This is a genomic window from Natronomonas salsuginis, assembly GCF_005239135.1.
Taxonomy (GTDB): Archaea; Halobacteriota; Halobacteria; order Halobacteriales; family Haloarculaceae; genus Natronomonas; species Natronomonas salsuginis.
The window spans coordinates 153708-178674 of the sequence record NZ_QKNX01000001.1; the positions used below are offsets into that span (position 1 = coordinate 153708).

The 24967-nt window shown below is 63.9% G+C and carries 25 protein-coding genes and 2 pseudogenes; 15 read left to right on the top strand and 12 right to left on the bottom strand.

Annotation, left to right across the window (positions count from 1 at the left end; all coding sequences use genetic code 11):
- Window positions 1-85 precede the first annotated feature (85 nt).
- Window positions 86-661 carry a peptidylprolyl isomerase gene (locus tag DM868_RS00880; protein ID WP_137274978.1) on the top strand — a complete coding sequence of 192 codons (576 nt, stop codon included), beginning with the start codon at window positions 86-88 and terminating at the stop codon, window positions 659-661.
- On the opposite strand, the gene DM868_RS00885 is transcribed toward DM868_RS00880, so the two are convergent.
- From DM868_RS00885 to DM868_RS00895, 3 genes are all read right to left on the bottom strand, one after another.
- Window positions 655-1218, bottom strand: coding sequence for an NUDIX hydrolase (locus tag DM868_RS00885; protein ID WP_137274979.1), 564 nt, complete (start codon window positions 1216-1218; stop codon window positions 655-657). The two genes, DM868_RS00880 and DM868_RS00885, sit on opposite strands and share 7 nt — an antisense overlap.
- 207 nt (window positions 1219-1425) lie before the next feature.
- On the bottom strand, window positions 1426-1755 hold the full coding sequence (locus tag DM868_RS00890; RefSeq protein ID WP_310675684.1) for a CHY zinc finger protein: 330 nt from the start codon (window positions 1753-1755) through the stop codon (window positions 1426-1428).
- Between the two features lie 57 nt (window positions 1756-1812).
- Window positions 1813-2784 (bottom strand): quinone oxidoreductase family protein, encoded by a 972-nt coding sequence (locus DM868_RS00895; RefSeq protein WP_137274980.1) that lies wholly within the window; start codon window positions 2782-2784, stop codon window positions 1813-1815.
- A gap of 155 nt (window positions 2785-2939) precedes the next feature.
- On the opposite strand from DM868_RS00895, the gene DM868_RS00900 reads away from it, so the two are divergent.
- Window positions 2940-4361, top strand: coding sequence for an FAD-binding oxidoreductase (locus DM868_RS00900; RefSeq protein WP_137274981.1), 1422 nt, complete (start codon window positions 2940-2942; stop codon window positions 4359-4361).
- Window positions 4362-4395: 34 nt separating this feature from the next.
- Here DM868_RS00900 and DM868_RS00905 read toward each other — a convergent pair whose 3' ends face one another.
- The gene (locus tag DM868_RS00905) at window positions 4396-5145 is read right to left on the bottom strand and encodes an SIR2 family NAD-dependent protein deacylase (RefSeq protein ID WP_137274982.1); all 750 of its coding nucleotides are present in this window, start codon (window positions 5143-5145) and stop codon (window positions 4396-4398) included.
- Between the two features lie 129 nt (window positions 5146-5274).
- On the opposite strand from DM868_RS00905, the gene DM868_RS00910 reads away from it, so the two are divergent.
- Window positions 5275-5676: a cupin domain-containing protein gene (locus DM868_RS00910; protein WP_137274983.1), complete on the top strand. Its 402-nt coding sequence runs from the start codon at window positions 5275-5277 to the stop codon at window positions 5674-5676.
- A gap of 7 nt (window positions 5677-5683) precedes the next feature.
- Here DM868_RS00910 and DM868_RS00915 read toward each other — a convergent pair whose 3' ends face one another.
- Entirely contained in the window at window positions 5684-5959 is a 276-nt protein-coding gene (locus DM868_RS00915; protein ID WP_137274984.1) for a glutaredoxin family protein, read from the bottom strand.
- 101 nt (window positions 5960-6060) lie between these two features.
- Here DM868_RS00915 and DM868_RS00920 point away from each other — a divergent pair.
- Window positions 6061-6339 (top strand): annotated as a pseudogene (locus DM868_RS00920) (hypothetical protein); the annotation flags it as partial.
- Between the two features lie 80 nt (window positions 6340-6419).
- Window positions 6420-6896 carry a redoxin domain-containing protein gene (locus DM868_RS00925; protein ID WP_137274986.1) on the top strand — a complete coding sequence of 159 codons (477 nt, stop codon included), beginning with the start codon at window positions 6420-6422 and terminating at the stop codon, window positions 6894-6896.
- 216 nt (window positions 6897-7112) lie between these two features.
- On the opposite strand, the pseudogene DM868_RS00930 reads toward DM868_RS00925, so the two are convergent.
- Window positions 7113-8114: pseudogene (locus DM868_RS00930) on the bottom strand (TIGR04024 family LLM class F420-dependent oxidoreductase).
- A gap of 4 nt (window positions 8115-8118) precedes the next feature.
- Window positions 8119-8895 carry an SDR family NAD(P)-dependent oxidoreductase gene (locus DM868_RS00935; RefSeq protein ID WP_137274987.1) on the bottom strand — a complete coding sequence of 259 codons (777 nt, stop codon included), beginning with the start codon at window positions 8893-8895 and terminating at the stop codon, window positions 8119-8121.
- 165 nt (window positions 8896-9060) lie between these two features.
- Between DM868_RS00935 and DM868_RS00940 the strand changes: the two genes are divergently transcribed.
- Window positions 9061-10023 carry an MBL fold metallo-hydrolase gene (locus DM868_RS00940; RefSeq protein ID WP_137274988.1) on the top strand — a complete coding sequence of 321 codons (963 nt, stop codon included), beginning with the start codon at window positions 9061-9063 and terminating at the stop codon, window positions 10021-10023.
- Window positions 10020-10700, top strand: coding sequence for an HAD family hydrolase (locus DM868_RS00945; RefSeq protein WP_137274989.1), 681 nt, complete (start codon window positions 10020-10022; stop codon window positions 10698-10700). Before DM868_RS00940 ends, DM868_RS00945 begins: the two co-directional genes overlap by 4 nt.
- Before the next feature lie 24 nt (window positions 10701-10724).
- On the opposite strand, the gene DM868_RS00950 is transcribed toward DM868_RS00945, so the two are convergent.
- On the bottom strand, window positions 10725-11939 hold the full coding sequence (locus DM868_RS00950) for an acyl-CoA dehydrogenase family protein (protein WP_137274990.1): 1215 nt from the start codon (window positions 11937-11939) through the stop codon (window positions 10725-10727).
- 157 nt (window positions 11940-12096) lie between these two features.
- Here DM868_RS00950 and DM868_RS00955 point away from each other — a divergent pair, with 157 nt between their 5' ends.
- Both DM868_RS00955 and DM868_RS00960 read left to right on the top strand, forming a co-directional pair.
- Complete coding sequence (locus DM868_RS00955) at window positions 12097-13179, top strand: phosphotransferase family protein (RefSeq protein ID WP_137274991.1); 1083 nt, start codon at window positions 12097-12099, stop codon at window positions 13177-13179.
- Between the two features lie 57 nt (window positions 13180-13236).
- Window positions 13237-14877 (top strand): rhomboid family intramembrane serine protease, encoded by a 1641-nt coding sequence (locus DM868_RS00960; protein ID WP_137274992.1) that lies wholly within the window; start codon window positions 13237-13239, stop codon window positions 14875-14877.
- Window position 14878: 1 nt separating this feature from the next.
- Here the strand turns inward: DM868_RS00960 and DM868_RS00965 are convergent, their stop codons facing one another.
- Window positions 14879-15520, bottom strand: a complete 642-nt coding sequence (locus tag DM868_RS00965) for an METTL5 family protein (protein ID WP_137274993.1) — start codon at window positions 15518-15520, stop codon at window positions 14879-14881.
- 101 nt (window positions 15521-15621) lie between these two features.
- On the opposite strand from DM868_RS00965, the gene DM868_RS00970 reads away from it, so the two are divergent.
- Window positions 15622-16056 carry a C2H2-type zinc finger protein gene (locus DM868_RS00970; protein WP_137274994.1) on the top strand — a complete coding sequence of 145 codons (435 nt, stop codon included), beginning with the start codon at window positions 15622-15624 and terminating at the stop codon, window positions 16054-16056.
- A gap of 24 nt (window positions 16057-16080) precedes the next feature.
- Here DM868_RS00970 and DM868_RS00975 read toward each other — a convergent pair whose 3' ends face one another.
- The 3 genes from DM868_RS00975 to dph2 all read right to left on the bottom strand — a co-directional run bounded on the left by DM868_RS00975 (window position 16081) and on the right by dph2 (window position 19305).
- On the bottom strand, window positions 16081-17109 hold the full coding sequence (locus DM868_RS00975) for a hypothetical protein (protein ID WP_137274995.1): 1029 nt from the start codon (window positions 17107-17109) through the stop codon (window positions 16081-16083).
- Between the two features lie 128 nt (window positions 17110-17237).
- Window positions 17238-18140, bottom strand: a complete 903-nt coding sequence (locus tag DM868_RS00980; protein WP_137274996.1) for a DUF7139 domain-containing protein — start codon at window positions 18138-18140, stop codon at window positions 17238-17240.
- A gap of 109 nt (window positions 18141-18249) precedes the next feature.
- The gene (gene dph2, locus DM868_RS00985; protein WP_137274997.1) at window positions 18250-19305 is read right to left on the bottom strand and encodes a diphthamide biosynthesis enzyme Dph2; all 1056 of its coding nucleotides are present in this window, start codon (window positions 19303-19305) and stop codon (window positions 18250-18252) included.
- A 121-nt stretch (window positions 19306-19426) separates the two neighbouring features.
- On the opposite strand from dph2, the gene DM868_RS00990 reads away from it, so the two are divergent.
- The 5 genes from DM868_RS00990 to DM868_RS01010 all read left to right on the top strand — a co-directional run bounded on the left by DM868_RS00990 (window position 19427) and on the right by DM868_RS01010 (window position 24473).
- Window positions 19427-19810: a YlbF family regulator gene (locus DM868_RS00990; protein WP_137274998.1), complete on the top strand. Its 384-nt coding sequence runs from the start codon at window positions 19427-19429 to the stop codon at window positions 19808-19810.
- Between the two features lie 62 nt (window positions 19811-19872).
- Entirely contained in the window at window positions 19873-21276 is a 1404-nt protein-coding gene (locus DM868_RS00995; RefSeq protein WP_137274999.1) for a PAS domain S-box protein, read from the top strand.
- 86 nt (window positions 21277-21362) lie between these two features.
- A complete protein-coding gene (locus tag DM868_RS01000) occupies window positions 21363-22190 on the top strand; it encodes an MBL fold metallo-hydrolase (RefSeq protein WP_137275000.1) in 828 nt (275 codons plus the stop codon).
- Between the two features lie 62 nt (window positions 22191-22252).
- Window positions 22253-23503 carry a hypothetical protein gene (locus DM868_RS01005; RefSeq protein WP_137275001.1) on the top strand — a complete coding sequence of 417 codons (1251 nt, stop codon included), beginning with the start codon at window positions 22253-22255 and terminating at the stop codon, window positions 23501-23503.
- A gap of 100 nt (window positions 23504-23603) precedes the next feature.
- The gene (locus tag DM868_RS01010) at window positions 23604-24473 is read left to right on the top strand and encodes a hypothetical protein (protein WP_137275002.1); all 870 of its coding nucleotides are present in this window, start codon (window positions 23604-23606) and stop codon (window positions 24471-24473) included.
- Window positions 24474-24967: the final 494 nt, after the last annotated feature.

A 24967-nucleotide genomic window follows, 5' to 3' on the forward strand; every position in this document is an offset into this window, starting at 1 on the left:
CTGTCTCGGTCGAAATGACGACCGAATGACCGGTGACGGAACCGAAAGCCGGCAGTCTTTTCCAACCCCGACACCTGTCTCTAATATGAGCGATCAGAGATCGGTTTCCGACCCCGACAATCCGACCGCAGCGATTCGAACGACCCACGGCGAGATCACCGTCGAACTGTTCGAGGGACGAGCGCCGCGTACGGTCGAGAACTTCATCGGCCTCGCGACGGGTGCCGACGACTACGACGGCACCGAGATCGCACCCGGAACCGGCGCGTGGGAAGACCCGGAATCCGGCGAAAAGCGGATCGATCCGCTCTACGACGGCGTTCCGTTCCACCGGATCATCGATGACTTCATGATCCAAGGCGGGGATCCGACGGGGACGGGCCGCGGCGGTCCGGGCTACCAGTTCGACGACGAGTTCCACGACGAGTTGACCCACGACAGCGCGGGGATCCTCTCGATGGCGAACTCCGGGCCGAACACGAACGGCAGCCAGTTCTTCATCACGCTCGGTGCCCAACCGCACCTCGACGGCCGACACGCCGTCTTCGGCCAGGTCGTCGACGGGATGGACGTCGTCGAAGAGATCGGCTCGCTCCCGACCGGCCGCAACGATGCGCCGCGAGAAGACGTCGAGATCGAAACGGTAAGCGTCGATCAGTAATCGCCGGACGATCCGGCTCGGAGGGCGTACTGAAGCACGGCCAGCGCCGATCGGCCATCGCGCAATTCTCCGCTTTCGGCTTGCGCTGTTAGTTCTTCGAACCTCGTGGTCTCGACGGCGATCGATTCGTTGTGATCCAGCTGCTGTTCCCCGTTGGGGACGCAGCCGTGGGCGACGACGTAGTGATACGTCGAGTCGAAGAGGCCGTTCGCGGGCTCGAACGTCGCCAGCCGTTCGACGCGATCCGCCTCGTAGCCGGTCTCCTCGGCCAGTTCTCGACGAGCCGCGGCTGGAACGTTATCATCCTCGTCTTCGAGCCCGCCCGCCGGAAGCCCGTAGTTGATCCGTCCGACCGCGTGTCGCCACTCGTGGATGACGACGACGTCTCCGTCCTCGGTGAACGGTAAGATCACGACTGACGGCGGTTCCGTCACGTAGTGAAAGTCAGTCTCGGTTCCGTCGGGAAGGCGAACGTCGTCACGAACGACGTCGAACCCGGGACACTCGTAGTCGGTCGCCGAGTCCAGCGTCCGCCACGCGAGATCCGTCTCGTTCATGAGAGACGATCCGGCCGGGAGGATCAAAACGGTGTCTACCCGCTTCGTTGGCGAACAGGTGGGGCGTCCGCTCGACCATCCGACGACGACGCTCCACGCATTCACCTCGATCGCCGCCGGGCGTTCATCACGCCACGCGCGGTCTGGTCGCGTCTCCGTATATAAACTGTCGCGTCGGTGACTCCACCGTTCTTCCTGGTGTTACTTTTAAACCCACTCAAAATAGCGGTCGTAGTGATTCGCACAGCCTGGGTTGAACGCCGCAGCGCACGTTGGACACGCTTCGACACTCATATACTCCGCTCCCGTGAGCGTCGCTCCACAGACGCCGCAGTATGCTGCCGGTTCGCCCCGTCGATCTGCTGGCCACGGTTCGGCCTCGTGATCGGCGAGTTCCGCGTGGCACCTATGGCAGGCGTAGTATCTCTCACAGCAACCGAACCTGAGCGCGACGATGTCACGCTCGGTCCCGTAGTGATCGCACCTGCTTTCGGCGTCAGTAGCCACGCCGAGTACGTCCACGTCCCCGTGAGTCACAATGGAACGTAGGCGTTCTCGTTGCTTATAATTCCGGGGCGCGCCCCGATCACATCGCTACGGACCCAACACCACCTTTCCGCTCGATTCTCTCGATTCGATAAGCCGGTGGGCGTCGGCCGCGTCGGTCAGCTCGAACACGTGGCCGACACGCACTTCGAGGATACCGGCGGCGAGGAGGTTCGTGAGCTCCGGTACCGCTCCCAGTACCTTCATCGGCTGCTGTTCTATCGCCCGTCCGAGGTGGTAGCCGATGACCCGCTTGTTGCCGAAGAGCAAATCCGTGGTGTTCGGGCGGCCGGGCGTCCCCGACGCCGCACCGAACGAGACCATCCGCCCGAACGATTTCAGCGCGTCGAGGCTCTCGTCGCTGGTTTCACCGCCGATCCCGTCCAGCACCAGATCGACGCCCTCGCCGTCCGTGAGCTCGTCGACGCGTTCGGTGAACGACTCGTCTATGTATCTGATTCCGTGGTCCATCCCGAGGTCAGCGGCCATCGTCAACTTCTCGTCGGTCGAGGCGGTCCCGATCACCGTCGCTCCGGCCTCGTCAGCGAGTTGAACGGCTGCACTGCCGACCCCGCCCGCGGCCGCGTGGATCAACACGGTCTCGTCGCCCTCGAGTTCGCCCCACTCGTGCAGGCAGTTGTGTGCCGTGAGCCACTGGACCGGGAATCCGGCCGCCTCCTCGAAACTCAGTCCGTCCGGAATCTCGAGGAGACCGCGCGCATCGGCGATCGCATATTCGGCGTACCCCCCGCCGTTGACGAGCGAAACGACCTTTTCTCCCGGCTCTCGGTTGACGCCGCCGCCCACCTCGGCGATGGTTCCTGCGACCTCCATGCCCGGCGTGTATGGGGGTTCGGGCCCGCCGTGGTAGTGCCCTCGCCGCTGCATGATGTCGGCGAAGTTGACGCCCGCCGCTTCGACCTCGATGAGGACCTGCCCCTCACGTGGCTCCGGGCGGCCTCTCTCCTTGATGGTTAACACGTCCGCGTCGCCGTACTGTGTGACTGTGAGCGCTTTCATCCTTCCGTACCCTTAATTGACGGACGGCATTAATTTCGGGGGTGGCTCGTTCTTGCCGATTGTCCCCGTCCGGCGGCTCCGAGCGCTATCCGTCACGCTCCGATGGCCCGTGGCTCGCGGATACATTTATACGGGACGCGTCACCCGGTTTGTGTATGTCCTACGACTGCTCGTTTCTCGAAGACCTCTCGATCGACGGGACGGTTTCGTTCGAACCGTCGGCGCTGAACAATCACGCGACCGATTGGCTGACTGAAGCGACCGGCGAGGGGGTTACGCCGGACGCGGTCGTGTGGCCCGAGTCGACGGCGGACGTCTCGACGATTCTCAGCGCTGCGAACGAGAGGGACGTTCCCGTGACGCCGTACGCCGCCGGCACGTCTCTCGAGGGGAACCCGGTACCGCTGTTCAAGGGGATCAGCATGGATATGACGAAGATGAACGCCGTGTTGGAGGTCCGCCCCGACGACTTCCAGATCGACGTCGAACCCGGGGTGATGGGGAACGTGATAAACGAGGCCGTTGAGGAGCACGGCATGTTCTTCCCGCCGATGCCCTCGTCGGCGGACCTCTCGACGATCGGCGGGATGATAGTCAACGATGCGTCCGGAAAAAAGACCGTGAAGTACGGAGAAGTCGCCGATTGGGTACTGGAACTCGAAGTCGTGCTCGCCGACGGTAGTGTCGTCGAACTCGGGAGCAACGCCGTCAAGACGTCCTCCGGCTACAATCTGAAAGACCTCATCGTCGGAAGCGAAGGCACACTGGGCGTCGTCACGCGCTCGACGCTCGAACTCGAAGGGCTCCCCGAACAGATCAAGGGCGGTCGTGCGGTCTTCGAATCGATGGATGATGCCGTCGCGGCAGTCTTCGACACCGTTCGATCCGGCGTCGACACCGCGAAGATCGAACTCATCGATTCACTGGCCGCCGAGATGGCGAACGACTACCTCGACGCGGGACTCCCGGACGGCTCGATGATCTTCTTCGAGTTTCACGCGAACCACGGGATCGACGAGGAGATCGAGTTCTTCCGATCGGTGATCGAGTCCCACGGCGTCGTGGAGTTCGAGACTTCGAGCGACGAACGTATGGACGAACTGTGGCGCGCCAGGGATGATCTCGCGTTTGCGGTCCAACAGTACGACCCGGACCTCTCGCCCCGTCATCCCGGCGACGTGACCGTTCCGATAAGCAAGTATCCGGAGATCATCCGGTTCGCGAAGGATCTCGCCGACGAACGTGAGATCCTGTTCCCCTGTTTCGGTCACGCCGGCGATGGAAACGTCCACTACACGGCGCTCGTCGACCCGGACGACGAGGAGATGATTCACACCGCAGAGGAGATCTACGACGCGGTCGTCGAACGCGCCCTCGAATACGGCGGGACCGCGACCGGCGAACACGGGATCGGGATGGGAAAACGCCGATTCCTCGAGGCCGAACACGGCGAGATCGGCGTCGAGATGATGCGGAAAATAAAGGCCGCGTTCGATCCCAACGATGTTCTCAATCCCGGAAAGGTGTTTCCCGAGACGGATGAGGACGGTGTCAGGGTTCGGTTGTCAGACGACTGATCGTGCGCGTCGAGGGATCGTGGCTCATCGATGTTCAAATCGATTCTTCGATACGGGGAAGGGTTTCAGTTACATCGGAGCGAGAATCGAATGCGGCCCGTCCGGACAGCTCCGTTCGGTCGAGGTTGACGATACAGAGCGTCCCACCGTTTTCGTGGGCGCGTCGCGGCAACGACGCGGCCGGCTCGACCGTGAGCGACGACCCGATGGCGAGAAAGACATCGGCGGACCGAGCGGCCGATTGGGCTCGAAACAGTTCGTGTTCCGGCAGTCGTTCGCCGAAGAGGACCACGTCCGGTTTGAGCACGTCACCGCAGCGCTCACAGGTCGGTGGCGTCTCGCCGTCACGGACTCGATCCATGATCGGATCGACGCTAAACCGGCGTTCACAGCCGGTACAGACGACCCGCTGGCCGTTCCCGTGGATCTCGATCGGATCCTCGCTCCCGGCTTCCTGATGCAGGCCGTCGACGTTTTGAGTGATGAGCGTCCCCAGATGGCCGTCGGCTTCGAGCCCCGCGAGCGCCTCGTGAGCGGCGTTTGGCTCGACGTCGCCGCCGAACGCCTCCTCGATCATTCTTACGCGTTCGCGCCAAAACCCTTCGGGGTCAGTTCGGAACCGAGAGATGTGGAAATCGTTCGGATCGTACTCGTTCCAGATCCCGTCCTCGGATCTGAAATCGGGGATTCCCGATGCGGTCGAGACGCCCGCACCGGTCATCGCGACGACCGAGTCCGCGGTGCGGATCGCCTCGACGACGGGCGCGAGTTCATCGCGATCCATGTTCGTACTGTGCCGCCCGAGATAAAAATGCCTGCGGCGCTCCTCGTGCCACCCATCTGTCTCCGATGCCATCATCGAGGTCCAGTGACACGTACATTTTAGTTCGCGCTTTTCGTGCGTGAAGGTGTCATGGACTACAACGTACTCGATCTCGATGACATTCCGTTGAAGGACCTCTCCGAAATCGACGAGGTGCCGCCGGATCTCGACATTCGTCCCATCGGTGAACAGCTCGGGCTGTCGGAGATGCGGGCGACCGTCTGGTACTTCGAGCCCGGTGAGGAGATCCAGTATCACGCCCACAGCGAACAGGAGGAGCTGTACTTCGTCCTTGAGGGTGAGTTCTCGCTGAAGCTCGGACGATCGGGCGACACCGAGTACGTCGACGCCGATCCCGGGACCTTCTGGGTCGCGGAACCGAAGGTCGGACACGGGCATCGAAACGTCAGCGACGAGCGCGGCGTTGTCCTCTCGATCGGTGCGCCCCCAGTCGACGATCCCGGCTTGGACCCCCACGATATCGACGACTGAATCGGCGTCAGCCCTCGATCTCGACGGCGTCCCGCGACGCCGCGTCGCCGTACGTCGTCCGTAGATATTCGATGATTCGGGCCGATTGGCTCATGGAGATGCCGTACTCGTCGTCGACGAGCACCGGTACCTGTCGTTGACCCGTGACCGATTTCACCTCGTCGCGCTTCGAGTGGAGTCCCTCGACCCAGATGCTATCGAACTCGACGCCCAACTCGTCGAGTTCGTCGACGACGTACTCGCAGTACGGACAGCCCTCCAGCCGATACAGCGTGACGGTCATACTCCTCGGTACGCGCCGAGAAGCAAAAAATCACGCCAACGTCTGCGGTGGTAGACTGCCCCGAGCGACATGCCCAAACGGTACCGGGACGTACGTCGATCATGACGTATCCGGTCACATACTACTGTCCCCGCTGTGAGACGGTCGTCGAACTGCCACGCGACGGATATCTCGCGGATAAATCGGTCACCCCGCATCCGTTGGATGGGTGGACGTACGTCTCGGTCGATGAGGACTACGAATCCGACGAGGCCGAGGGCGTTCGATTCGTCTGCGGGAGCGATGGCTCGGCGCGGGACCCGGACGCCGAGGGCTGCGGACGGCCGTTCTTTCTCTCCTTCGTCAGACGGGGGACGACGGAGGCCGGCTCGGCTATCGACGTCAGCCGGTAGCGGCGTCTCGGTCGCGTCCGACTGCGCTCTAGCCCCGTGATTAAGTGGCCCCAGCTTGACCGTTTGGTATGACGCCAGCTGTCGAGGAGACTGCTCCGGACTTCGAAGCACTGCTGTGCAACGGCGAGACGTTTCGGCCGGCTGCGCTATCGGAGTCCGTCGGGAATGTAGGCTGCGTGCTTGTCTTCGACGGGTTCGTCTTTTCGGCCATCGCGCGGAACTGGTGGACGCGATACACCACCCGCGGGTGGGACGCGCTCGACGGCGTTCCGGTCTACGGAGTCGTTCGCGACGGTCCCTACTCTATCAACGAATTCATCCGGCAACTCGACAGCCCGTTCGCCCTCTTTTCGGACCTCAACGGCGACGTCGCCGACGCGTACGAACTGCTCGTCGAACGCGACGGGATGGCCGGGACGAAAACCCCGAGGCGCGCGGTGTTCGTCCTCGACGATGACCGCGTCGTCCGGCACGCGTGGACGACTGAGAAGTGGATTGGGCCGGTCCCGATCGACGAGATCGAAGCCGCGATCGACGAGCTGTAACGCCGGACGCCACGACGGCGAGAACAGTGGGTCAACCACCGGTGACAGAGTGATGGATCTCCGACGGTTGCGAGCAGGCGATCCAGATGCGACCGGCGGACGTGGATCGCGGACGCGATTGCATCACACTACGGCCTTGGCGAGCCGCCGGCAACGGAGCAGCGCACGGGTCGGTGTGGATCCCTCCTCGTATATAAATCGCCCGCCGGTCGGCGCTCACTCCGGCGCGAGCGCACGTACCGTCGTCCGGATCTGCTCGATATCCGCGGCACGCGGGAACGACACGGAAACCGCATCGATGCCGTCAACGTCGGAGAAGCGATCGAAGTGTTCGCGTGCCTTCTCCGGTGTTCCCCAAACGGCGATCTCCGCCAGGAGATCGTCGTCGAGCGCATCCATCGCCGCCTCCCTGTTGCCGTCTTGCCAACTGTGGTAGATCTTGTTGGCGACGGCTTTGTGGCCCTGTCGCCCGAGGTTGTCGCGGTAGAAGGTTCCCATCCCACCGAGATAGAACGCGGTGTGCTGTTTGACGAGTCGCTTCGCCACCGCAGGGTCGTCGTCGACACAGCACGTCAACGAGAGGGTGACCCGCTGTTGGGATCGATCCCGACCGCCCATCTCGGAGCCGCGATCGAAATCTTCGACCCGATCTTCGAGGCCGTCGCGAGTGAAAAGCAGGGCATGCCAGCCGTCGGCGAACCGACCGGCCAACTCGACGGCTTTCGGGCCCATCCCTGCAGTGTCGACCGTTGGAGCGGGATCCGGCGGCTCACACCGGAGCCGAAAGCCTCCCAGTTCGAACTATTCGCCGCCGTAGGCCACTTATTTGCCGGAGAGCACGCCTTTGACGATCTCGACCGTCTCGCGCGTGCGACGCAGCGGGTTCCCGAATTCGACGCCGTGCCAGTTCTCGATGACGATCGGTCCCGACGGACCGAGTCCGAGCCGAAACCGACCCTCGGAGACCTCCTGGAGAGTCGCCGCGGTCTGACCGATGAGCGCCGGCGACCGCGAGTACACGGGCATGATCGACGTGCCGATGTCGATGTCCTCGGTTTCGCGTGCGATGCAGGTCGGCGTCGTGACGGCGTCTCGTCCCCACGTCTCGGGAAGCCACGCCGTGTCATACCCGAGGTCTTCACCGAGTCGTGCGCCGTCGACGAGCGAGTCGACGCTGGGCTGTGCGGCAACCGGGAGGAGTAGATCTTGTTCTGTTATTTTATCACAGGTGTTCGTCCTCTAGGGGTGGGACCCCCCGCGCGGTTATCGTTTCGCCGACGATGTACGAGGATGCGTCGCTGGCAAGGAACTGGACGATGTCGGCGATCTCCGCTGGGAGACCGCTCTCCTTCGCGATATCCGCCCGATCGACCCCGTCGGGATCGATCCCCATCTGTGAAGCGACGCCGGGCGTCCCGACGAGCCCCGGCGCGACGCAGTTGACCCGAACGTCGTGTTCCGCGTAGGCTCCGGCCAGCGACGTGGTGAAGTTGATCACGGCAGCCTTCGCGGCCCCGTAGTGGCTCATGTACTTCGATCCCATCGTTCCGGCGATCGACGCGAAGTTGATGATCGTTCCGCCACTGCCCTGTCGTTGCATCCGTTTGCCGGCGATCTGTGCGCAGTGGAAGGTCCCGTGGAGATTGATATCGACGATCGTCTTCCAGCCGTTCTCGGAGATGTCGTCGATGCTCGCCATGAACGACGCGCCCGCGTTGTTGATCATCGAATCGATCGCGCCGAACTCCGCGACGGTCTCGTCGACGAGGGCCTCGACGGCGGCCCGGTCACGCACGTCGCACTCGATCGCGATCGCCTCGCCCGGCCCGTCGCGCTCGTTGATCTCCTCGGCGACCGACTCGATCCGATCCCGCGACCGCGACGTCACGACGACGTTCGCGCCCTCCGAGGCGAACTGCCTCGCCGTGACGGCACCGATCCCCTGGCTCGAGCCGGTGATCACAGCTGTCCGTCCGTCGATCGAAAAGCGATCTGTCATCGACGCTCACGCTCCTCGCGGTGGTCCGTTCCTGCCATGTTGTCCGCGGTTCTCGGCGATTATTAATAAAGGTATGCTCCGAGAAATTTTACGAAACATTGGTAAACAAAAAAGCGATAGCGTGAAACAAAGATTTATGCCGCCCGGCAGACCACCTTTCGGCGAATGAACCAACGGAGCAGGGAAGGCTCGATCCACCGACTGGAGTTCGACGTCGAGTGGCCGCCGGGGCACGTCGCGTGCTATCTGGTCGACGGGCCCGAACCGGTTCTCGTCGACGCCGCGATGCCGCAGAGCGACGACGCCCTCGAAGCCGCCCTCTCGGAACACGGCAGATCGCTCGCCGAGATCGACCACGTCCTGATCACGCACCCCCACGTCGATCATATCGGCGGCGTCCCGAACGTCCTCGGGGCGACCGGCGCCACCGTTCACGCGCCCGCGAGCGTGCGCGAGCGATTCAAACGGGCGTCAGACGCGCTCGGGGAGCGCGTCCGCCGGAACTGCGTCGACGCGGGGTTTTCGGGGGAACGGCTCGAGACCCTCGTCGAAATGGCCGTCAGGTCGCTCGACCGGAACGCCGAGTTACTGCCCCCGGAAGCCGTCGACGTCTGGATCGAACCGGGGGACTCGACGTCGGTCGGGGGTATCACCGTCGACGCCGTCCACCTTCCAGGCCATCAGGCGGATCACCTGAGCTATCCGGCGGAACTCGGCGGGGAACGCGCGCTTTTCGCCGGGGACATGGGGATCCTCCCGTTTCGGCCGGTCGTCGTACACGACGGACTCGACGACGGGTACCGCGACGCATTCGCGGCGTTCTACACCGCGCTCGAACGGCTGGCCGAGGTCGACGTCGATCGGGTGTACCCCGGACACGGCCCGGTTCACTCCGACCTCGCTGACGTCGTCGATCACCACCGATCGAGCCTCGATCACCGCCTCGATCGCCTCGTCGACCTGGTCGCAGACGGCGTCGAAACGGCCCCCTCACTCGCCCGCACCGTCGCCGGCGAGTGCGACGTCAACTATCTCATCCCCGAGACGATGAGTGCGCTGGCCCACCTCGAGGCGACGGGTCGACTCGAAAGCGATAGCACCGACGAAAGCCGACGATACCACACATGAGTTCGTACCGAACGGTCTTCTGGGACATCGGCGGCGTCATCGTCGAACTGAAGTCGATCCGCGAGGGATATGCGGCGTTCATCGAGGACCTCGCCGCCGACGCGGATCTCGATTCGTCACCCGCGCTCGATCGGTGGACATCGGCTCTCGGCGAGCACTTCAAAGGGAGAGAGAAACCCCGATACCGCCTCGCCCGCGACGGCTATGCGAAGGCGACGGCGGAACTCTTCGACAACGACCCGCCGGCCGACTGGGGGGCGCGACTGGAGGCGGCGGTGTCGGCCGCCGTGCGTCCCAAACTCGGCGCGCCGGAAACGATCAGGCGTCTCTCGGGGACCGATGTCGATCAATCGATCGTCTCCGACATCGACACGCCGGAGGCACACCTCCTGCTCGGCGCGCTCGACGTCCGCGACCGCTTCGACCACATCACGACCTCCGAGGCGGTCGGCTACACCAAGCCCGACGAGCGCATGTTTCGAGACGCGCTCGACGCGCTTTCGGCCGATCCCGATGCGACGCTCATGATCGGTGACCGGTACGGTCACGACATCGTCGGGGCGGCGGCGCTCGATATCGATACTGTCGGCTACGGTCCCGACGCGACGGGGCCGAAGACGACGTACGAGATCGACGATCTCCGCGAGGTACCGGGAATCGTCGGCATCGACGGTTGAATAACCCTCATCGCTGAGGACCGTTCAGAACGTCGGCAGGTTCTCCAGTTCGTCGAGGTGCTCGACCGCCCCGTCGAACGAGTCGCGCGCGATGACGCGCTTGTGGACCTCGTCGGCCCCATCGACCAGTCTGAACGCGCGGACGGCCTCGTAGAAGTCCGCAAGCGGTAGGTCGCGGGACATGCCCGCCCCGCCACAACACTGGATCGCGAGGTCGATCGCGTTCTGTGCGACGTTCGCGGTGAAGATCTTCGACATCGAGACCGGAACGCGGGCCTCCTCGCCGCGGGTGATCTCCGCGGCGGCGTGACGGACCATCGTCCTGGCCCCGTGAAGCTCGGTCTCGGCGTCGGCGATCTCGTACCGGAGCGACTGTTTGTTCGAGAGGCTCGTTCCGAACGCGTTGCGGTCGGACATGTACGCCTTCGCGACGTCCAGCGCGCGCGACGCCATCCCCGAAAAGCGCATACAGTGCGTCAGTCGCGCGGGACCGAGTCGCTGTTGGGCGATCGTGAAGCCGGCGTGTTCCTCGCCGAGGAGGTTCTCGCGGGGGACGCGAACGCTGTCGAAGACGAACTCCGAGTGGCCGTGCCCGTCCATGTCGGGCCCGAGGTGGGGGATGTCGCGGACGAACTCGAGCCCGTCGGCGTCCGTCGGGACGAGGATGATCGAGGCACCGTTGTACGGGTGCGCCTCGGGATCAGTGATCGCCATCGTGAGCAGGACGTCGGCGTGACGCCCCTGGGTCGTCCACCACTTGTGCCCGTCGATGACGTACTCGTCCCCGTCCAACTCGGCCGTCGTCGAAAGCATCTTCGGATCCGAGCCGCCGCCGTCTCGCGGTTCGGTCATCGCGAACGCCGATCGGATGTCGCCCGAGACGAGCGGTGCGAGGTACTCCTGTTTTTGCTCTTCGGTGCCGACGAGTTCCAGCGTGTGCATGTTACCCTCGTCCGGCGCGTCGACGCGCATCGCGGTCGGGCCGAGGAGCGACCGACCGGCCTCCTCGAACAGCGGCAACACGTCCCTGAAATCGAGTCCCATCCCGCCGTACTCCTCGTCGATCTGCGGGCAGTACACGGATCGATCCTTCGCCTCCTCGCGGAGGTCCGCGATCACGTCGACGTCGGGCGGGCCACCGCCGAGCAGTCCGCGCTCTTCGGGAATGACGACCTCGTCGACGAACTCGCTGGCGCGTTCGGCGAGCTCGGTCGCCTCGGGGGAATCGTGGTATCTCATACCACTTCTTCGCGGTAAAACATTGTAAAACTCCCGTCCGCTGACTAACACGATCGTTCGGGAGGTATGGCGGTATTTCGAGCGATGTCGGCAGATATTTGTGAGACGATCTCACATGTGGTCTTACAATGTTAGTGATATCGAGTGGTGAGTCGGTATGACGGGGACCGACTCCGACTACTTCGGTCGAATCGTCAACAAAGACTCGCTACGGGCGTATCTGACGGCGGAGTTGGGGTCCGTTGAGGACTACGACGTCCGACATCATCAAGAGGGTCACTCGAACGAAACGCTGTTCGTCACCTGGGGCGACACGGAACTCGTCATCCGCCGGCCGCCGCCGGGTGACATCGCCGAAAACGCCCACGACGTGCTCAGAGAGTACAAAGTCATACACGCCCTTCAGGACACCGACGTGCGCGTTCCGCGAACCGTGCTCGCGTGCGAGGATGAAACGATCATCGGCGATGAGTTCTACGCGATGGAGCGACAGGACGGTGACGTGCTCCGCGACACCGAACCGGAGCGGTTCGCCACGCCGGAAAAACGAGAGCGAATCGGCCACGAGATGGTCGACCGGCTCGTCGAGATTCACGACGTCGATTACGACGCCGTGGGGCTCAGTAAGGGCGACTTCGGCTACCCAGCGGGGTTCACTCACCGACAGGTCAAGCGATGGTCCAAGCAGTTGAAGTGGGCGTTCAAGGTCACCGAGGACGAACGGGAAGTCGAGGAGCTGTACGAGGTCATGGAGTGGCTCGAGGACAATGTCCCGAGCGACGACCAGTATCCGCACACGCTCGTTCACGGCGATTACAAACTCGACAACGTGATGTTCGGCCCCACCGAAGATCCGAAGATCGCGGCGATCTTCGACTGGGAGCTGTCGACGCTCGGCGATCCGTTCACCGACCTCGGGTGGATGCTGTTCTACTGGCGTGAGCCGAAGGACCCAGAGCCGGCGATTCCGTCGCTCGATCAGCCGTTCATGACGAACGATGGCTATCCGACTCGTCAGGAACTCATCGATCGCTACGAGCGAAAGACCGGCTTCGAATACGACAACCCAACGTTCTATTGGGTGCTTGCGACGTATAAACTCGCGGGGCTCGGTGAGATGTTCTTCCGCCGACATCTCGAAGGAAACGCCGACGATCCGATGTATCCGAAGATGCGTGACGGCGTCCCCGCGCTCGCGGACCAGGCGCTCGCCATCATCGACGGCGACATGACGATTTAACCGACCTGCGTCCGGACACCCACGAGCTTATTTGTTCGTCCGGTCCATCAACCGGATATGGATCCCGTGACCCTCGCGTGGTATCTCCTTCTCGTTGCGGGGGTGACCACGTCCGTGGCCGTGCTCGTGTCGCTGAGCCGCCCCAGGGGCCGATGGGGACTGACGACTCGAAAGCGACTCGTCATGGGCGTCCCCTGGGGGACGCTCGTCGCGGTCGTCGCCGTAGCCGCGTTTTATTTGTTCGTGCAAGACGGACTCGCCAATCCGCGAAATCCGCTCGATATTCCGTTTCGGGCGTACAGCTACTTGTATCCGATCGGGATACTCACCGCCGGATTCGCTCACTCGGGGCTCGGCCACGTCACGGGCAACCTGCTCTCGACGCTCGTGTTCGGCTCGCTCGCGGAGTACGCGTGGGGTCACTTCCCGCGTCGACGCGGAAGCTTCTCGTTTTCCTCGCCGCTCTCGAACCCCCTGGTCAGGATCGCGATCTGGGTCTGCGCGATCGCCGTCGCGGCGGTGCTCACCTCCGTGTTCGGCCTCGGGCCGGTGATCGGCTTCTCCGGCGTCGTCTACGCTTTCGTCGGGTTCGCCCTCGTTCGGTTCCCGATCGCGACCGCCGTCGTTGCGCTTTCGACGCGAATCGTCACGGAGCTGTACAACGCGGTGTTGGTGCCCGAAATCCAGCGGACCGCCGTCGAAACGTTTTCGCGGCCGTGGTGGGCAGGAATCGCGATCCAGGGACACGCGCTCGGGCTCTTGCTCGGCGCGACGGCGGGTATCGCGCTGTTGCACCGCCGGGACGTTCGACCGAAGCCGGAACATGTCTGGATCGCGGCGCTCGCCTTCGCCGTCGACCGGGGGCTGTGGGCGATCTACGTCCCGGAGGGCTCCGAGACGTTTCGGCTCTTTCGAGCGCTCGGGATGGCGTCGGTGTTCGTGCTCGCCGCCCTCGTCGCGAGCGGTGCGACCGCGACGACCCGCGAGTTGCTCCCGCGTATCGATCTCTCGCGCCGCGAGGCGGCGTTCGGATCGGTTCTGGCGGTCGTCCTGGCGATCTCGTTCGTCACCGTCCCGCTCAACCTCTACGCCGTGGACGACCCTTCCGCGGGGTTGGAAGACGCCGAGCCGACCGAGATCAGGGATTACACGGTCTTTTACGCCGAGAACGTGGAAAACCAGTTCGTCCCTGCCGTTCCGATCCCTGGCCAGGAAAACGTGACCGACGGCCGCGTCAACGCGAGCGGCGTCATCGTCGTCTCGGAGCGACGAAACATCTGGTGGGAGGAAGTGTCGGCCGGGCGTCTCGAAACGAACGGCGCGGCGACGATCCGGATCGGCGGCCTCTCTTGGAGGGAGGACGTTCGCGTGACGCGGGAGACGTGGGCGGTCGCAGGCGGTAACTCGACTCACAACGTCCGCCTCGGGCCCGCGGCCGCCGAGGAACGACCCGTCGTCTTTCGAGCTGATCCCGCCCGCTCGGACGCCGTCGTCGACGGCCGGAACGTCACGATCGCGCCCGTCGGGGACCGGTTCGAAGCGAGGGTGTTCTATCGGGGCGATCGAGTCGGGTCGACGGTGATTCCAGCGGACAACGTGACGACGACCGCGGGCGGGCTCACCTTCGTCCGCGCGGGGCGAAGCCTGTTCGTCAAACGGGGCGAAACGCGGGTTCGAATCGCCCAACGGGCAGCCTGAGCTACACCCACTCGATCCGGTACACTTCGGTGTCGATCGATCGGGAGGCGGACGTGTGGTGATCGAACTGTTTCGGCAGCTCGAACTCGGCGGCGAACGCGTGCGTCACGGTGCCGCCGTTGTCGCCGGCGAAGGCCTCGATGAACGATTCGCTGCCGGCGTTGTGAACGGAGTACGAGACGCTCGATATCTCGGCGGCCGTCTGCAGAAAGGCTCGATCGGCCCCCTCGTTGCCGGACTGTGCGCCGAACGGCGGGTTCATCAGGACGGTCGCCGGCCCGTTGGGGGCGAGCGGAACCGCGGTCACGTCGCCACGAACCCACGAGACGTCCGTCATCGCGCCGACTCGGCGTTCGTTCTCGCGCGCCGTCGAGAGCGGTGCGGGATCGATATCCATTCCGACGGCCCGTTCGGGCCCCCGAAGCGCCGCGCCGAGCGCGAGCATTCCCGTTCCACACCCTAGATCGAGGACTGTCTGGCCCTCCACATCGCCCTGCAGGTCAGCCACGTGGACGATGTGGGCAGCCAGATCGGGCGGCGTGTGGTACTGTTCGAGCGGCGCGCGCGGGTCTTCGAAGCCCGCGACGACCGCCAACTCCTGGGCCAATCGTCGTCGTGTCGCGCCGGGCGTCCCCTCTGTCATCGTTGTGTAATACTCGTGGGTATAGGTATAAATTTGTATATGATTGTGGGTTATTCTACATCGGGAGTACATTCTTTTCACCGCCGATGTAACGCCTCGCCATGAACTGTCCCCGCTGTGAGAGCGAGCTCGACAGATACACCCTCGGGGGTCGCGAGGCCGTCGGCTGCGGAAGCTGCGGCTACGTCGGCGTACCGGTCGAACACCGCGGCGAACGGCGATCGCTCGAATCGTGGGACGAGGCGATCGATCGGTACGCCGACGCCGCCGCGTCCGGATCGGTGACGATCGAGACGATCGGCGGCGAGCCAGCGCTCGAACTCATTCTCGACGACGAGCCGGGCGCTGGCGCCTCACCGGAACCGACCGTCGTCCGCGTCGCTCGACCCGACCCGGCTCTCGCGGCGGCGTTCGAGGCGGCGGACGGGTCGGACGAGCGGTTCGTCTGTGATATCTGCGATGCGGAGTTCGACACACAACGCGGCCTCTACGGTCACCTCGCGATCCATTCGGGTGAAAAAGACGGCGATTCCTGATTCGTCTGCGACCGGCCCGGGTGATCAGTCCTCAGCTTCTACTTCGCCTTCCGCCTCGGCGTCTCCGGTGCCGCTTCCTTCCTCGGTTCTGGATGCGACCAACGCGCCACGGGCGACGCTGTAGAGCGGCTCGTCCGCCTTTCGAACGTGGCTGATCGAGAACGGGATGTCGGCCTTGTTCAGCCGTTCCTCGAAGAGCTTCTCGAAGCCCGGCGGACTGGAAGTGCCGCCGGTCACGACCACCGGCACGTCGAGGCCTTCCTCGACGTCCTCGTTGTTGACCTCCTTGACCACGTTCTCGATGACGTAATCGAGCAGGTTGTCGTAGTAGATCGACAACGCGCCCTCGACGCCGCCCGCGTCCGTCGTGAAGTCGAGTCGGAAGTCCTCCTCCTTGACCGAGGTGACCTTGTCGACGTTCTCGCCGGTTGCGGTCGCGGTCTGCTCGTCGATCCAATCGCCCCCGCGGGCGACGCTGAACGTCATGACCGGGACCGCGTAGTAAGACAGACAGACGTTCGTCATGCCCGCGCCGAAGGAGATACCGAGACCGGTGAAGTTGTGATCGGCGAGCTCGGAGTAGATGACCGCCATCCCCTCGTTGATCGGTTCGGGGTCGTACCCGATGTCGCCGAGGAACGATTCGAGCGTCTTCTGGTGGTACAGTGTCGAGAGATCCGAGTCGATCGGATCCGCCGGCGTCGAGAAGTAGACGCGCTCGTTGGGGCGTTCGGGTTCGCCGACGACCTGTTCGAGGATGAGCCTGATCATCGGGATCGCGGACTTCTCCTCCGAGGAGAGTATCCCGCGTTTCATCGGGCGACGCGTCTCCTCGTTGAAGATGTTCGCGAAGTTCAACGCGTCGTCGCCGACGACGTAGACGTTGTCGTCCTTTCGGATGTGGAGAACGTCGGATCGACTGAGCATCCGCTCGGCCATGTCGCTGTAGTCGATCTCGACGAAGGAGTTCCGCTGCGATACGAAGACCGTTTCGCTGCCGTCCTGTCTGGCCGAGACGAGATTCATCGTCCCGACGTCAATGCCACGGGCCATACCAAGACCGTCGCTGGCGGCGTATTAAAACTACTCCCCGTTTCCTCTCCCGTCGTCTACGAATGGGTCGCGTTCGCACAGTAGCGGTCGGTTCGGCAGTCGACGTCTCCGCCTGCTCCGCTCGGCCGCTACTTGCCGAAGTACGACTTCACCTGATCGACCAGCCCCGAATCCTCGGCCTCGGCCTCCCGTCGCTTCTGCTCTCGAAGCTCCTGTAACGCCGCCGCCTGCTCGTCGACCCCGCTGCCGCTGTCGGTCCGCTGTTCGCCTCCCTTCATCCCCCGAAGCGCCGAGAGCTGGTCGTCGATGCCCGCCGACCGGTGGACCTTCGCCGACTCTTGGTTCAGTGACTCGCCGTCGAGGTTCTCGTCGGGCGTGATCCGAAGCCGTTCCGTCTCGACCTTCTCGACGCCGCCCCAATTGACCTCGGTCTCGGACATGGCCTCGTCGATGTCCTGCTGTACCTTCGCTGCCGTGGCCGCCGGATCGTCGGTGCCGGTCGACCCCGCAGTTCCGCCGGCCGTACCGGTTTCCCCCTCGGCGGTCGCGGGGCCGCCTTCGACGCGTTCGACATGGTAGCCGACCAGTGCCGAACCGGTCGCGGCGAGCGTGCTGATCAGGCCGACGGCGTAGACCGTCACGCCGTGGAGACTGTAATCCGGCGTGCCGTAGTTCCAGTTGGACGGATACACCGTGACGAAGAAGCCGACGGAGATGACGACCACTGCGAACCCGCCAACCGCGATGTACAGCGCGCGGCGGTCGGCCGGAAGCAACACGACGACCGCGACCAAGATGAGCGGGAGGCCGAGCGCGCCGATCGCAAAGGCGATCTCTCTGATCCAAAAGACCAGCCCATCGAGGACGGCGCGTTCGAGGACGAACAGGAACAGACCGAGGAGCCCGAGCCCGAGCCCGCCGAAGAAGAGTGTAAACCCGAGATACACATCCGTTCGGCGGTCCGGTTCCCCGATGTAGGTCCGGTACAGCTCGACGAGTCGATCCCTGTCGGCCGTGTCGGCGGAAGCCATTTGACGGTGCTTTCGGCCGAGGCCCTATGACTGTTTGGCCTGTGCAATGGTTCGAGATTTTGAACCAACACATCAAATATCCCCTCCGAGACGGATCTTTAGCAGCGTTCTACCACGTGCCGTGGAACGTGTCGAACTCCAGACTGTCGAGTGGCTCCTCGCCGATCGCGATCTTGTACTCGCCGGGGGTCAGCATCGGCTGTTTGAACTGCGGCCCGTCGTCGGTTGTGATCCGGGGACAGCCGGTGTTCACGTAGGCGTCGAAGCCGAAGTTCGTCAGCCGGTCCGGGGTGACCTCGTCCATCGTCAGGAGGTAGGCGTTCTCGTTGTCCTCGACGATCTCCTCGGCGACGTCCCACCGGCCCTGGCCGATCTTCGTACAGAAGACGACGCCCCACTCCTCGGCGTCCATCGCGCGGTGCACCGCCCCGTAGCGCTGTTTCAGGAACTTCTCCGTGTCGGCGATCGTGACAACGTTGTTCACGGGGTCGGCGATGATCACCGTCTTGTCGGGGTGTTCCATCGCCAGCCCCAGCGGGTGGAACTTCCCGCCGCCGACGTAGAGGATCTGGTCGGCGTCGACGTCCGCCGACGCGTAGTTGCAGCCGAGCACCTGCCCCTCGTGGGTCAGCCGCTCGTCGCCGCGGCGCGTCTCGACGGTGTAGCCGCGGTCTGTGAGCCACGACTTCATCTCGTCGAACTTGTTCATGTGTTGAGCCGTCGTCACGAGCCCCACGGTGTCGTCCTCGCCGGGCGAGGCGAGCGTCTCCAGCGATTTCTCCATGATCGGCGTCACGTCGACGTTCGAGAACAGGGGGACGTAAATGATCTTGTCCGATTCCTTCATCGGCGAGTGTCCAAAGTGAACGAACACGTCAGTCCGCCGCATCATGTACGTATCGAGGTCGCACGCGCCGTAACAGGGCTGTCCCGAAATGAGGACATTCGTGTCGTCGGGCAACAGCGTCCGGAGATCGTCCGCGACCCGGCCGGCGCGGCGTTTCAGTCCCTCGGGAAACTGTAAGCCGACCTTCGTCGCGTCGCGCTCTTCGACCGCCTCGACGATCCGGTCGAGTTCGTAATCCCACGTGCGCTCGTGTTTGAGCGCCATCCCCGTATTACGGAGGTCGCCCGGTGTTCGTTCGACGTCCGATTCGTGGCTCATTAGCATTCGGTTGTGGGTCAGGGACTAAAACAGCCGCGTTTCGGGACGCTTCCGGGACCGTAGATCCCGACAACTGTCCGCATTCGGCACGCCTATACGAGGCCGCTCCGAACCATTGCCAATGAGCGTCGAGATGACTCCCGAAGCACAGGCGACGGAACTCGCCGAGGAACTGGGCGAGGCGATCACCGAACTCCCCGCTTACGAGGCGTTCGTCGAGGCAAAGGCGGCGATCCAGGCCGACCCCGAACTCCAACGCGAGATGGCGTCGTTTGAGCAGCTACGCGAGGAGTTCCTGATGGCCCGAGAGACCGGCACCGCGTCGAACGAGGATCTACGCGAGCTGCAAGCCGCCCAGGAGGAACTGCACGACAATCCCACGATGAACGCGTATCTCCGCGCGAAATCGGACATCGAACTCCGACTCCAGGAGATCGATCATATCATCTCCGAACCGCTCGACGTCGAGTTCGGGCAGACCGCAGGCGGCTGCTGTCAAGACTGAGACGTCAACATCTTCGGGCGGGCGGTACGAATCTTTTCATACCGTCGGTGTCTGTCGTGGATATGGCCGCAGTGCCGACCGACGACCGGCTGTTCCGTGCGATGTTCGAGGGGACGCTCGACGCACTCCTGTTGGCGGACGACGACGGAACCTACATCGAAGCGAACGAAGCCGCAGGCGAGCTGCTCGGGTGTTCGAGCGACGAACTCGTCGGGCAGTCGATCGCGGACTTCCTCTCCGCCGACGTCGATTTCGAGGCGGCGTGGAACGCGTTTCTCGAGAAGGGCCACGCCCGCGGTCAACTCGAGATTCGCCGCCCGGACGGCACCGTTCGAACCGTCGAGTTCGCCGCGAGCGCCGTCATCCTGCCGGGGATCCACCTCTCGGCGCTCAGGGACGTAACCGACCGGGAGACCGACCGGCTCGAACTCCGCCGCAAAACGGATATGTTGACCAAGGTGTTCGAAACGAGCCCCGTCGGTATCGTCGTCGTCGAGGCGGACGGGCAGATCGTGGACGCGAACCAGCGCGCCGAAACCGTTCTCGGACTCACCCGAGCGGAGATAACCGACCGGACGTACGACGACGACCGCTGGAGGCTGCTCAGTGAGGACGGAACGACTCTTCGGACGCCCGAACTCCCCGTATCCACCGCCATCGAACGCGGCGAGCCGGTCTTCGATGCCGAACTCGGTATCGAGACGCCGATCGGGGACACCGTCTGGCTCTCGGTCAACGCCGCGCCGATACACGACGTCGATGGGGCGGTCGATCGGATCGTCGCCGTCGTGTCCGACGTCACCGATCGCCGCGAGTACCGACGGCTGCTCGAACAGCAAAACGAGCGGCTCGAGGAGTACTCCGCGACGGTGAGCCACGATCTCCGCAGTCCGCTGTCGATCGCGTCCGGCTGGCTTGACGTCGCGATCGAGGAGGAGTCGACCGAGTCGCTGGACAAGGTTCGCGACGCGCTCGACCGGATGGGGAACCTCATCACCGATCTCCGGGCGCTCGGCCGATACGGTCAGACCGTCGACGACATGGTCGAGTTGGAGCTTCGGGCGCTCGCCGAGGCCGCGTGGGCGAACGTCGAGACGACCGATGCGACCCTCGAGATCGATGGCGGGCTCGGCGCGATCAACGGCGACGAGAGCCGCATCCTCCAACTGTTCGAGAACCTGTTTCGGAACGCCGTCGACCACGCGGGACCGAACGTGACCGTCCGCCTCGGCGCGCTCGGCGACGGCTTCTACGTCGAGGACGACGGTCCCGGAATCCCGGCGGCCAACCGCGAGGAAGTCTTCGACTTCGGCTACTCGACGCTCGAGCGCGGCACCGGGATCGGCCTGGCGATCGTCGAGGCGGTTGCCGACGCGCACGGCTGGGAATTTGATCTCACCGACGCCGACCCGCACGGCGCTCGGTTCGAGTTCCGCCCTCGATGGCATCCCGATCGCGACGGGTGACACCGCGGCTCTCGCGCTCGCCCATACCAGAAGATGGGGCGGACGAACCGCCCGGGTTTTTGAGGCCCGCCGCCGCATCGCCACCCATGAGCGTACACTCCGATTGGGGCGATTGGCTCCCGACCGCGGTCGCCGAGGCCGACCCCGACGGCCTCGATCTGTGGTATCTGGGCTGCAACGGCTTCGCGTTGAAGACGTCGGACGAGACCACAGTCTTCATCGACCCGTACCTCGGAATCGGCGATCCGCCGCGGACCGTTCGGATGATTCCGATCCCCTTCGCGCCCGAAGACGTGCGTTCGGCCGACGCTCTCTTGGCCACGCACGAGCACACCGACCACACGCACGGTCCCTCTCAGGCTCCGATTCTCACCGGAACGGATGCGGAGTTCTTCGGTCCCTCCGCCTCGGCCGAGATCGCTCGGGCGTGGACGAACGAGTACGGCGTCGACGCGGACGGAATCTCCGAGATCGCGGAGGGAGATACCCTCGAAATCGGCTCGCTGACGGTCCACGTCGAACCGGCGCACGATCCCGACGCCGACCATCCGGTCTCCTACGTCGTCGAGCACGATTCGGGGACGTTCTTCCACGGCGGCGACGCCCGCCCGAGCGAAGCGTTCGAGGATATCGGCTCGCGGTACGATATCGACCTCGCGGTCGTGGCGTTCGGCTCTTCGGGGATGATTCCCGACAAGCAGACTCGGGAACCGACGTACACCAAGTGGTACGCCGACGAGAACATGGCGGCCGAAGCGGCGAATCAGCTCCGGACCGATCGGCTGCTCCCGACGCACTGGGACATGTGGAAGGGGCTCACGGCGGACCCATCCGCGCTCCGGGACCACGTCCGTGGCTTCGAGCATCCGCGGACACTCGAAGTGCTCGAAATCGGCGATCGAACGTCGGTGTAACCGTCGGTTCGGCCCGCCGAGCCAGCGCGTACCTTTATCTCGAAACCGTCACACTAGTGGGTATGCCTGACGTCGACCACGAGGAGGGCGTAACCGCGATCAGAGACGGCATCACCGTCGAGAAATCGTTCGAGCCGGACGATTTCCCCGTCCCGGCTATCGCCTTCGCGATCAGTTCGGACCGCGAGGAGTCGGTCACCGTCCGGCTCGTCGACACCGTTTCCGACGACATCGCCCCCGAGAACGTTGGCTTTCACCCCAAATACGGTGCCGAGTTCTGGGATGTCGATGGGGACGAGATCGTCTTCGAACGCGAGTTTTCCGGCGGCGAGGAGTATACGACCGTCTACGGACTCCGCGGTAGCGACGCGGACGTTCCCGCGAAGTTCCTGGGTGAGCCGTCGATCGAGTCCGTCGACCCGCCGCTCGACGGCGACGAAGCGGAGGCCTCGGCCGCCGTCGACGCCGCCGTCGCGGCCGTCGAAGACGACTCGAACGCCGTTCCCGCGATCGAGCGGATCGAAAACGGCTCCGAGATGGGGGCTGAGGATTTCGATGGCGAGATCGTCCCCTCCGATACCGATCACGGGCGCGCGAGCGACTCGGAGGGCGCTGCCGCCACGCGAGCCGGTGACGCCGACGTGCTTTCGACACTCGCCGCGGAGATCGAGGCGGCCGACCCCGACGACCCGGCCGTCGCCGAACTCCGCGATGCGCTCGGGATCGATCTGACGCGAGCGACCGTCGAGGCGCGGATCGAACACCTCCAGTCGGCGGTCGCGGATCTCGAGGCGTACACCGACGCGCTCGAAGCGTTCATCGACGAGAACGGCGACGCACAGGGGCTTCTCGAGGATCTCCGCGACGAGTACGAGGGGACGACGACTCGACTGGACGAGGTCGAGTCGCTCGCCGAGGACGCCCACGAGTCTGCCGAATCGATCGACGACCAACTCGATTCGGAGATCGACGAGCTCCGAGCGGAGGTCGAGCGAATGGAGTCCGACATCGAGGCGTTCTCAGACGAACTCTCGGCGGTCATCGAGATGCGTGATCGCCTCACCCGGGCGCTGGGTGGGCTGACGGCGGAGGGGACGATCGACGACGGGGGCGACAACCCAGTGGGGAACGACGGCTCCATCGAGGACGCGATCGATCCCGACGGCTCCCCGGCCCCCGACGCCGAATCGAGCGACGGAGAATCCGAGGATCCGTCCGACGACCCAGCGGCGATCCCCGAAGGTGAGACGGACGCCGACGACCCGTCCGATACCGAAGGCGGGGACGACGCCGACGGTCGAGACGGCGAGTAGTCCCGGCTGTTCGAACGCGCTGTCGGGCGTTCTGATGGGGTCGTTCGTGGACGCGGTCGAAACCAGTCTGATTTTATTCATCGAGCGTCAGAGTCCGACAATGACGACGATCCCCGTCGCCGTTCCGCGGAAGGGCAGGCCGCTGGAGGCGGTCCTCGATCGGGTCGCAGCCGTCGCCGATCTCGAGGAGCAGGCAGATTCGATCGCCTCGACGCTCCGCTACGAGAAGGCGGTCACCAAGGGTACGCAGACCCCGGCGGAGGACGTCTACGATCGGCTGGCGGAGTACAGCGATACGGATCGATACCACCCCGAGTACACGCTGTTGCGCGACGCCAGACTGGGGGTTCCGAGGCGAATCGTCTTCGACTCGCTGCGCGTCGATCTCGGCGAGCACGAACTCCATCTGGTCGGACGCGAAGAGCCGTTCCGAGCGCTTCGAAAGCACGAGTTCGGACTCGGGTTCGATAGCGCGGACCTCGTCCTCGAAGAGGTCGTCAGCATCGAGCCCGAGCCGCTCTCGTCGCTCGACGAACTCAACGACCGGATCGACCCACACGACACCGATGTCCGCGTCGTCGACGGGCTCGGCGATACGGTTCATCACGCGTTGCTTTCGATGCCCGACGTGGCCGACGCCCCCGACAGGGAGTTCCTTCGCGGATACGAGGGACCGCTGTGTATCTCACCCCGCTACGAACGGCTCGTTCGTGCGGTTCTCGGCACCGAGGCTACCGACGGCGTGTCGTTTCGGTACCCCGACGACCGCGACGAAGAAGCTGCGATCGCCTCGATCGGGGTCGGGATCTACCTCACCGTCACCGGCTCGACGGCCCGTGATCACGGGCTGAGCGTCGGCGAGCGGCTGTTCCCGAGCGAGACGGTGCTGTTGGAGAACCCGACCGAACACGAGGACGTGGCGGCGGCTGTCGCCGAACTGCTCGTCGGCGGTATCGAGACGCCGGTCTGATCGCTTCGCCCGTTCACGCTCGAGCGTTCGACCGGCGGACCGATTCGTCGCACATCCGCAATCAAATATGTACGAGATCAAGAACGTTCTGCCGGCCGGCTTCGGCGCCGCCAACGTATGTGTCTATTTATATTAATAAATCGAATATAACTGTATTTTTATATTTATTCGGTGCACGGTGGTTCGCGCTGGAAGGGCACAACACGCAGTCGCGCGTCGTCTGTGCTATCCTTCGAGAAAGCCGTTAAAATTACGAACGTAACTCTTATGGATCGAATTACGACTGCTCTCCCGACGCGGTTATATATCCTGATCCTTCGAATTCGGGTCACACATGATCGTCAGTTCGAATAAACATAACATATATTATAATTATATACATTTTATATTTCTTTCAAACAGCACTTTTTATATGTGGTGGCAATGCCTATTTTAAGATATTTATATTTTTATTGATAATACGCTCGACGATACCTGTCCACCGTCCGCGTCGG

What these genes read in the sequence shown, in the direction of transcription:
- DM868_RS01000 (WP_137275000.1), top strand. Translation starts at nt 21,363, where the DNA reads ATGAGCGTACACTCCGATTGGGGCGATTGGCTCCCGACCGCGGTCGCC.
- DM868_RS00885 (WP_137274979.1), bottom strand. Translation starts at nt 1,218, where the DNA reads ATGAACGAGACGGATCTCGCGTGGCGGACGCTGGACTCGGCGACCGAC.
- DM868_RS00950 (WP_137274990.1), bottom strand. Translation starts at nt 11,939, where the DNA reads ATGAGATACCACGATTCCCCCGAGGCGACCGAGCTCGCCGAACGCGCC.
- DM868_RS00935 (WP_137274987.1), bottom strand. Translation starts at nt 8,895, where the DNA reads ATGACAGATCGCTTTTCGATCGACGGACGGACAGCTGTGATCACCGGC.
- DM868_RS00980 (WP_137274996.1), bottom strand. Translation starts at nt 18,140, where the DNA reads ATGGCTTCCGCCGACACGGCCGACAGGGATCGACTCGTCGAGCTGTAC.
- DM868_RS00900 (WP_137274981.1), top strand. Translation starts at nt 2,940, where the DNA reads ATGTCCTACGACTGCTCGTTTCTCGAAGACCTCTCGATCGACGGGACG.
- DM868_RS00960 (WP_137274992.1), top strand. Translation starts at nt 13,237, where the DNA reads ATGGATCCCGTGACCCTCGCGTGGTATCTCCTTCTCGTTGCGGGGGTG.
- DM868_RS00880 (WP_137274978.1), top strand. Translation starts at nt 86, where the DNA reads ATGAGCGATCAGAGATCGGTTTCCGACCCCGACAATCCGACCGCAGCG.
- DM868_RS00975 (WP_137274995.1), bottom strand. Translation starts at nt 17,109, where the DNA reads ATGGCCCGTGGCATTGACGTCGGGACGATGAATCTCGTCTCGGCCAGA.
- DM868_RS00995 (WP_137274999.1), top strand. Translation starts at nt 19,873, where the DNA reads ATGGCCGCAGTGCCGACCGACGACCGGCTGTTCCGTGCGATGTTCGAG.
- DM868_RS00965 (WP_137274993.1), bottom strand. Translation starts at nt 15,520, where the DNA reads ATGACAGAGGGGACGCCCGGCGCGACACGACGACGATTGGCCCAGGAG.
- dph2 (WP_137274997.1), bottom strand. Translation starts at nt 19,305, where the DNA reads ATGAGCCACGAATCGGACGTCGAACGAACACCGGGCGACCTCCGTAAT.
- DM868_RS00910 (WP_137274983.1), top strand. Translation starts at nt 5,275, where the DNA reads ATGGACTACAACGTACTCGATCTCGATGACATTCCGTTGAAGGACCTC.
- DM868_RS00895 (WP_137274980.1), bottom strand. Translation starts at nt 2,784, where the DNA reads ATGAAAGCGCTCACAGTCACACAGTACGGCGACGCGGACGTGTTAACC.
- DM868_RS00925 (WP_137274986.1), top strand. Translation starts at nt 6,420, where the DNA reads ATGACGCCAGCTGTCGAGGAGACTGCTCCGGACTTCGAAGCACTGCTG.
- DM868_RS00990 (WP_137274998.1), top strand. Translation starts at nt 19,427, where the DNA reads ATGAGCGTCGAGATGACTCCCGAAGCACAGGCGACGGAACTCGCCGAG.
- DM868_RS00970 (WP_137274994.1), top strand. Translation starts at nt 15,622, where the DNA reads ATGAACTGTCCCCGCTGTGAGAGCGAGCTCGACAGATACACCCTCGGG.
- DM868_RS00945 (WP_137274989.1), top strand. Translation starts at nt 10,020, where the DNA reads ATGAGTTCGTACCGAACGGTCTTCTGGGACATCGGCGGCGTCATCGTC.
- DM868_RS01005 (WP_137275001.1), top strand. Translation starts at nt 22,253, where the DNA reads ATGCCTGACGTCGACCACGAGGAGGGCGTAACCGCGATCAGAGACGGC.
- DM868_RS00915 (WP_137274984.1), bottom strand. Translation starts at nt 5,959, where the DNA reads ATGACCGTCACGCTGTATCGGCTGGAGGGCTGTCCGTACTGCGAGTAC.
- DM868_RS00955 (WP_137274991.1), top strand. Translation starts at nt 12,097, where the DNA reads ATGACGGGGACCGACTCCGACTACTTCGGTCGAATCGTCAACAAAGAC.
- DM868_RS00940 (WP_137274988.1), top strand. Translation starts at nt 9,061, where the DNA reads ATGAACCAACGGAGCAGGGAAGGCTCGATCCACCGACTGGAGTTCGAC.
- DM868_RS01010 (WP_137275002.1), top strand. Translation starts at nt 23,604, where the DNA reads ATGACGACGATCCCCGTCGCCGTTCCGCGGAAGGGCAGGCCGCTGGAG.
- DM868_RS00905 (WP_137274982.1), bottom strand. Translation starts at nt 5,145, where the DNA reads ATGGATCGCGATGAACTCGCGCCCGTCGTCGAGGCGATCCGCACCGCG.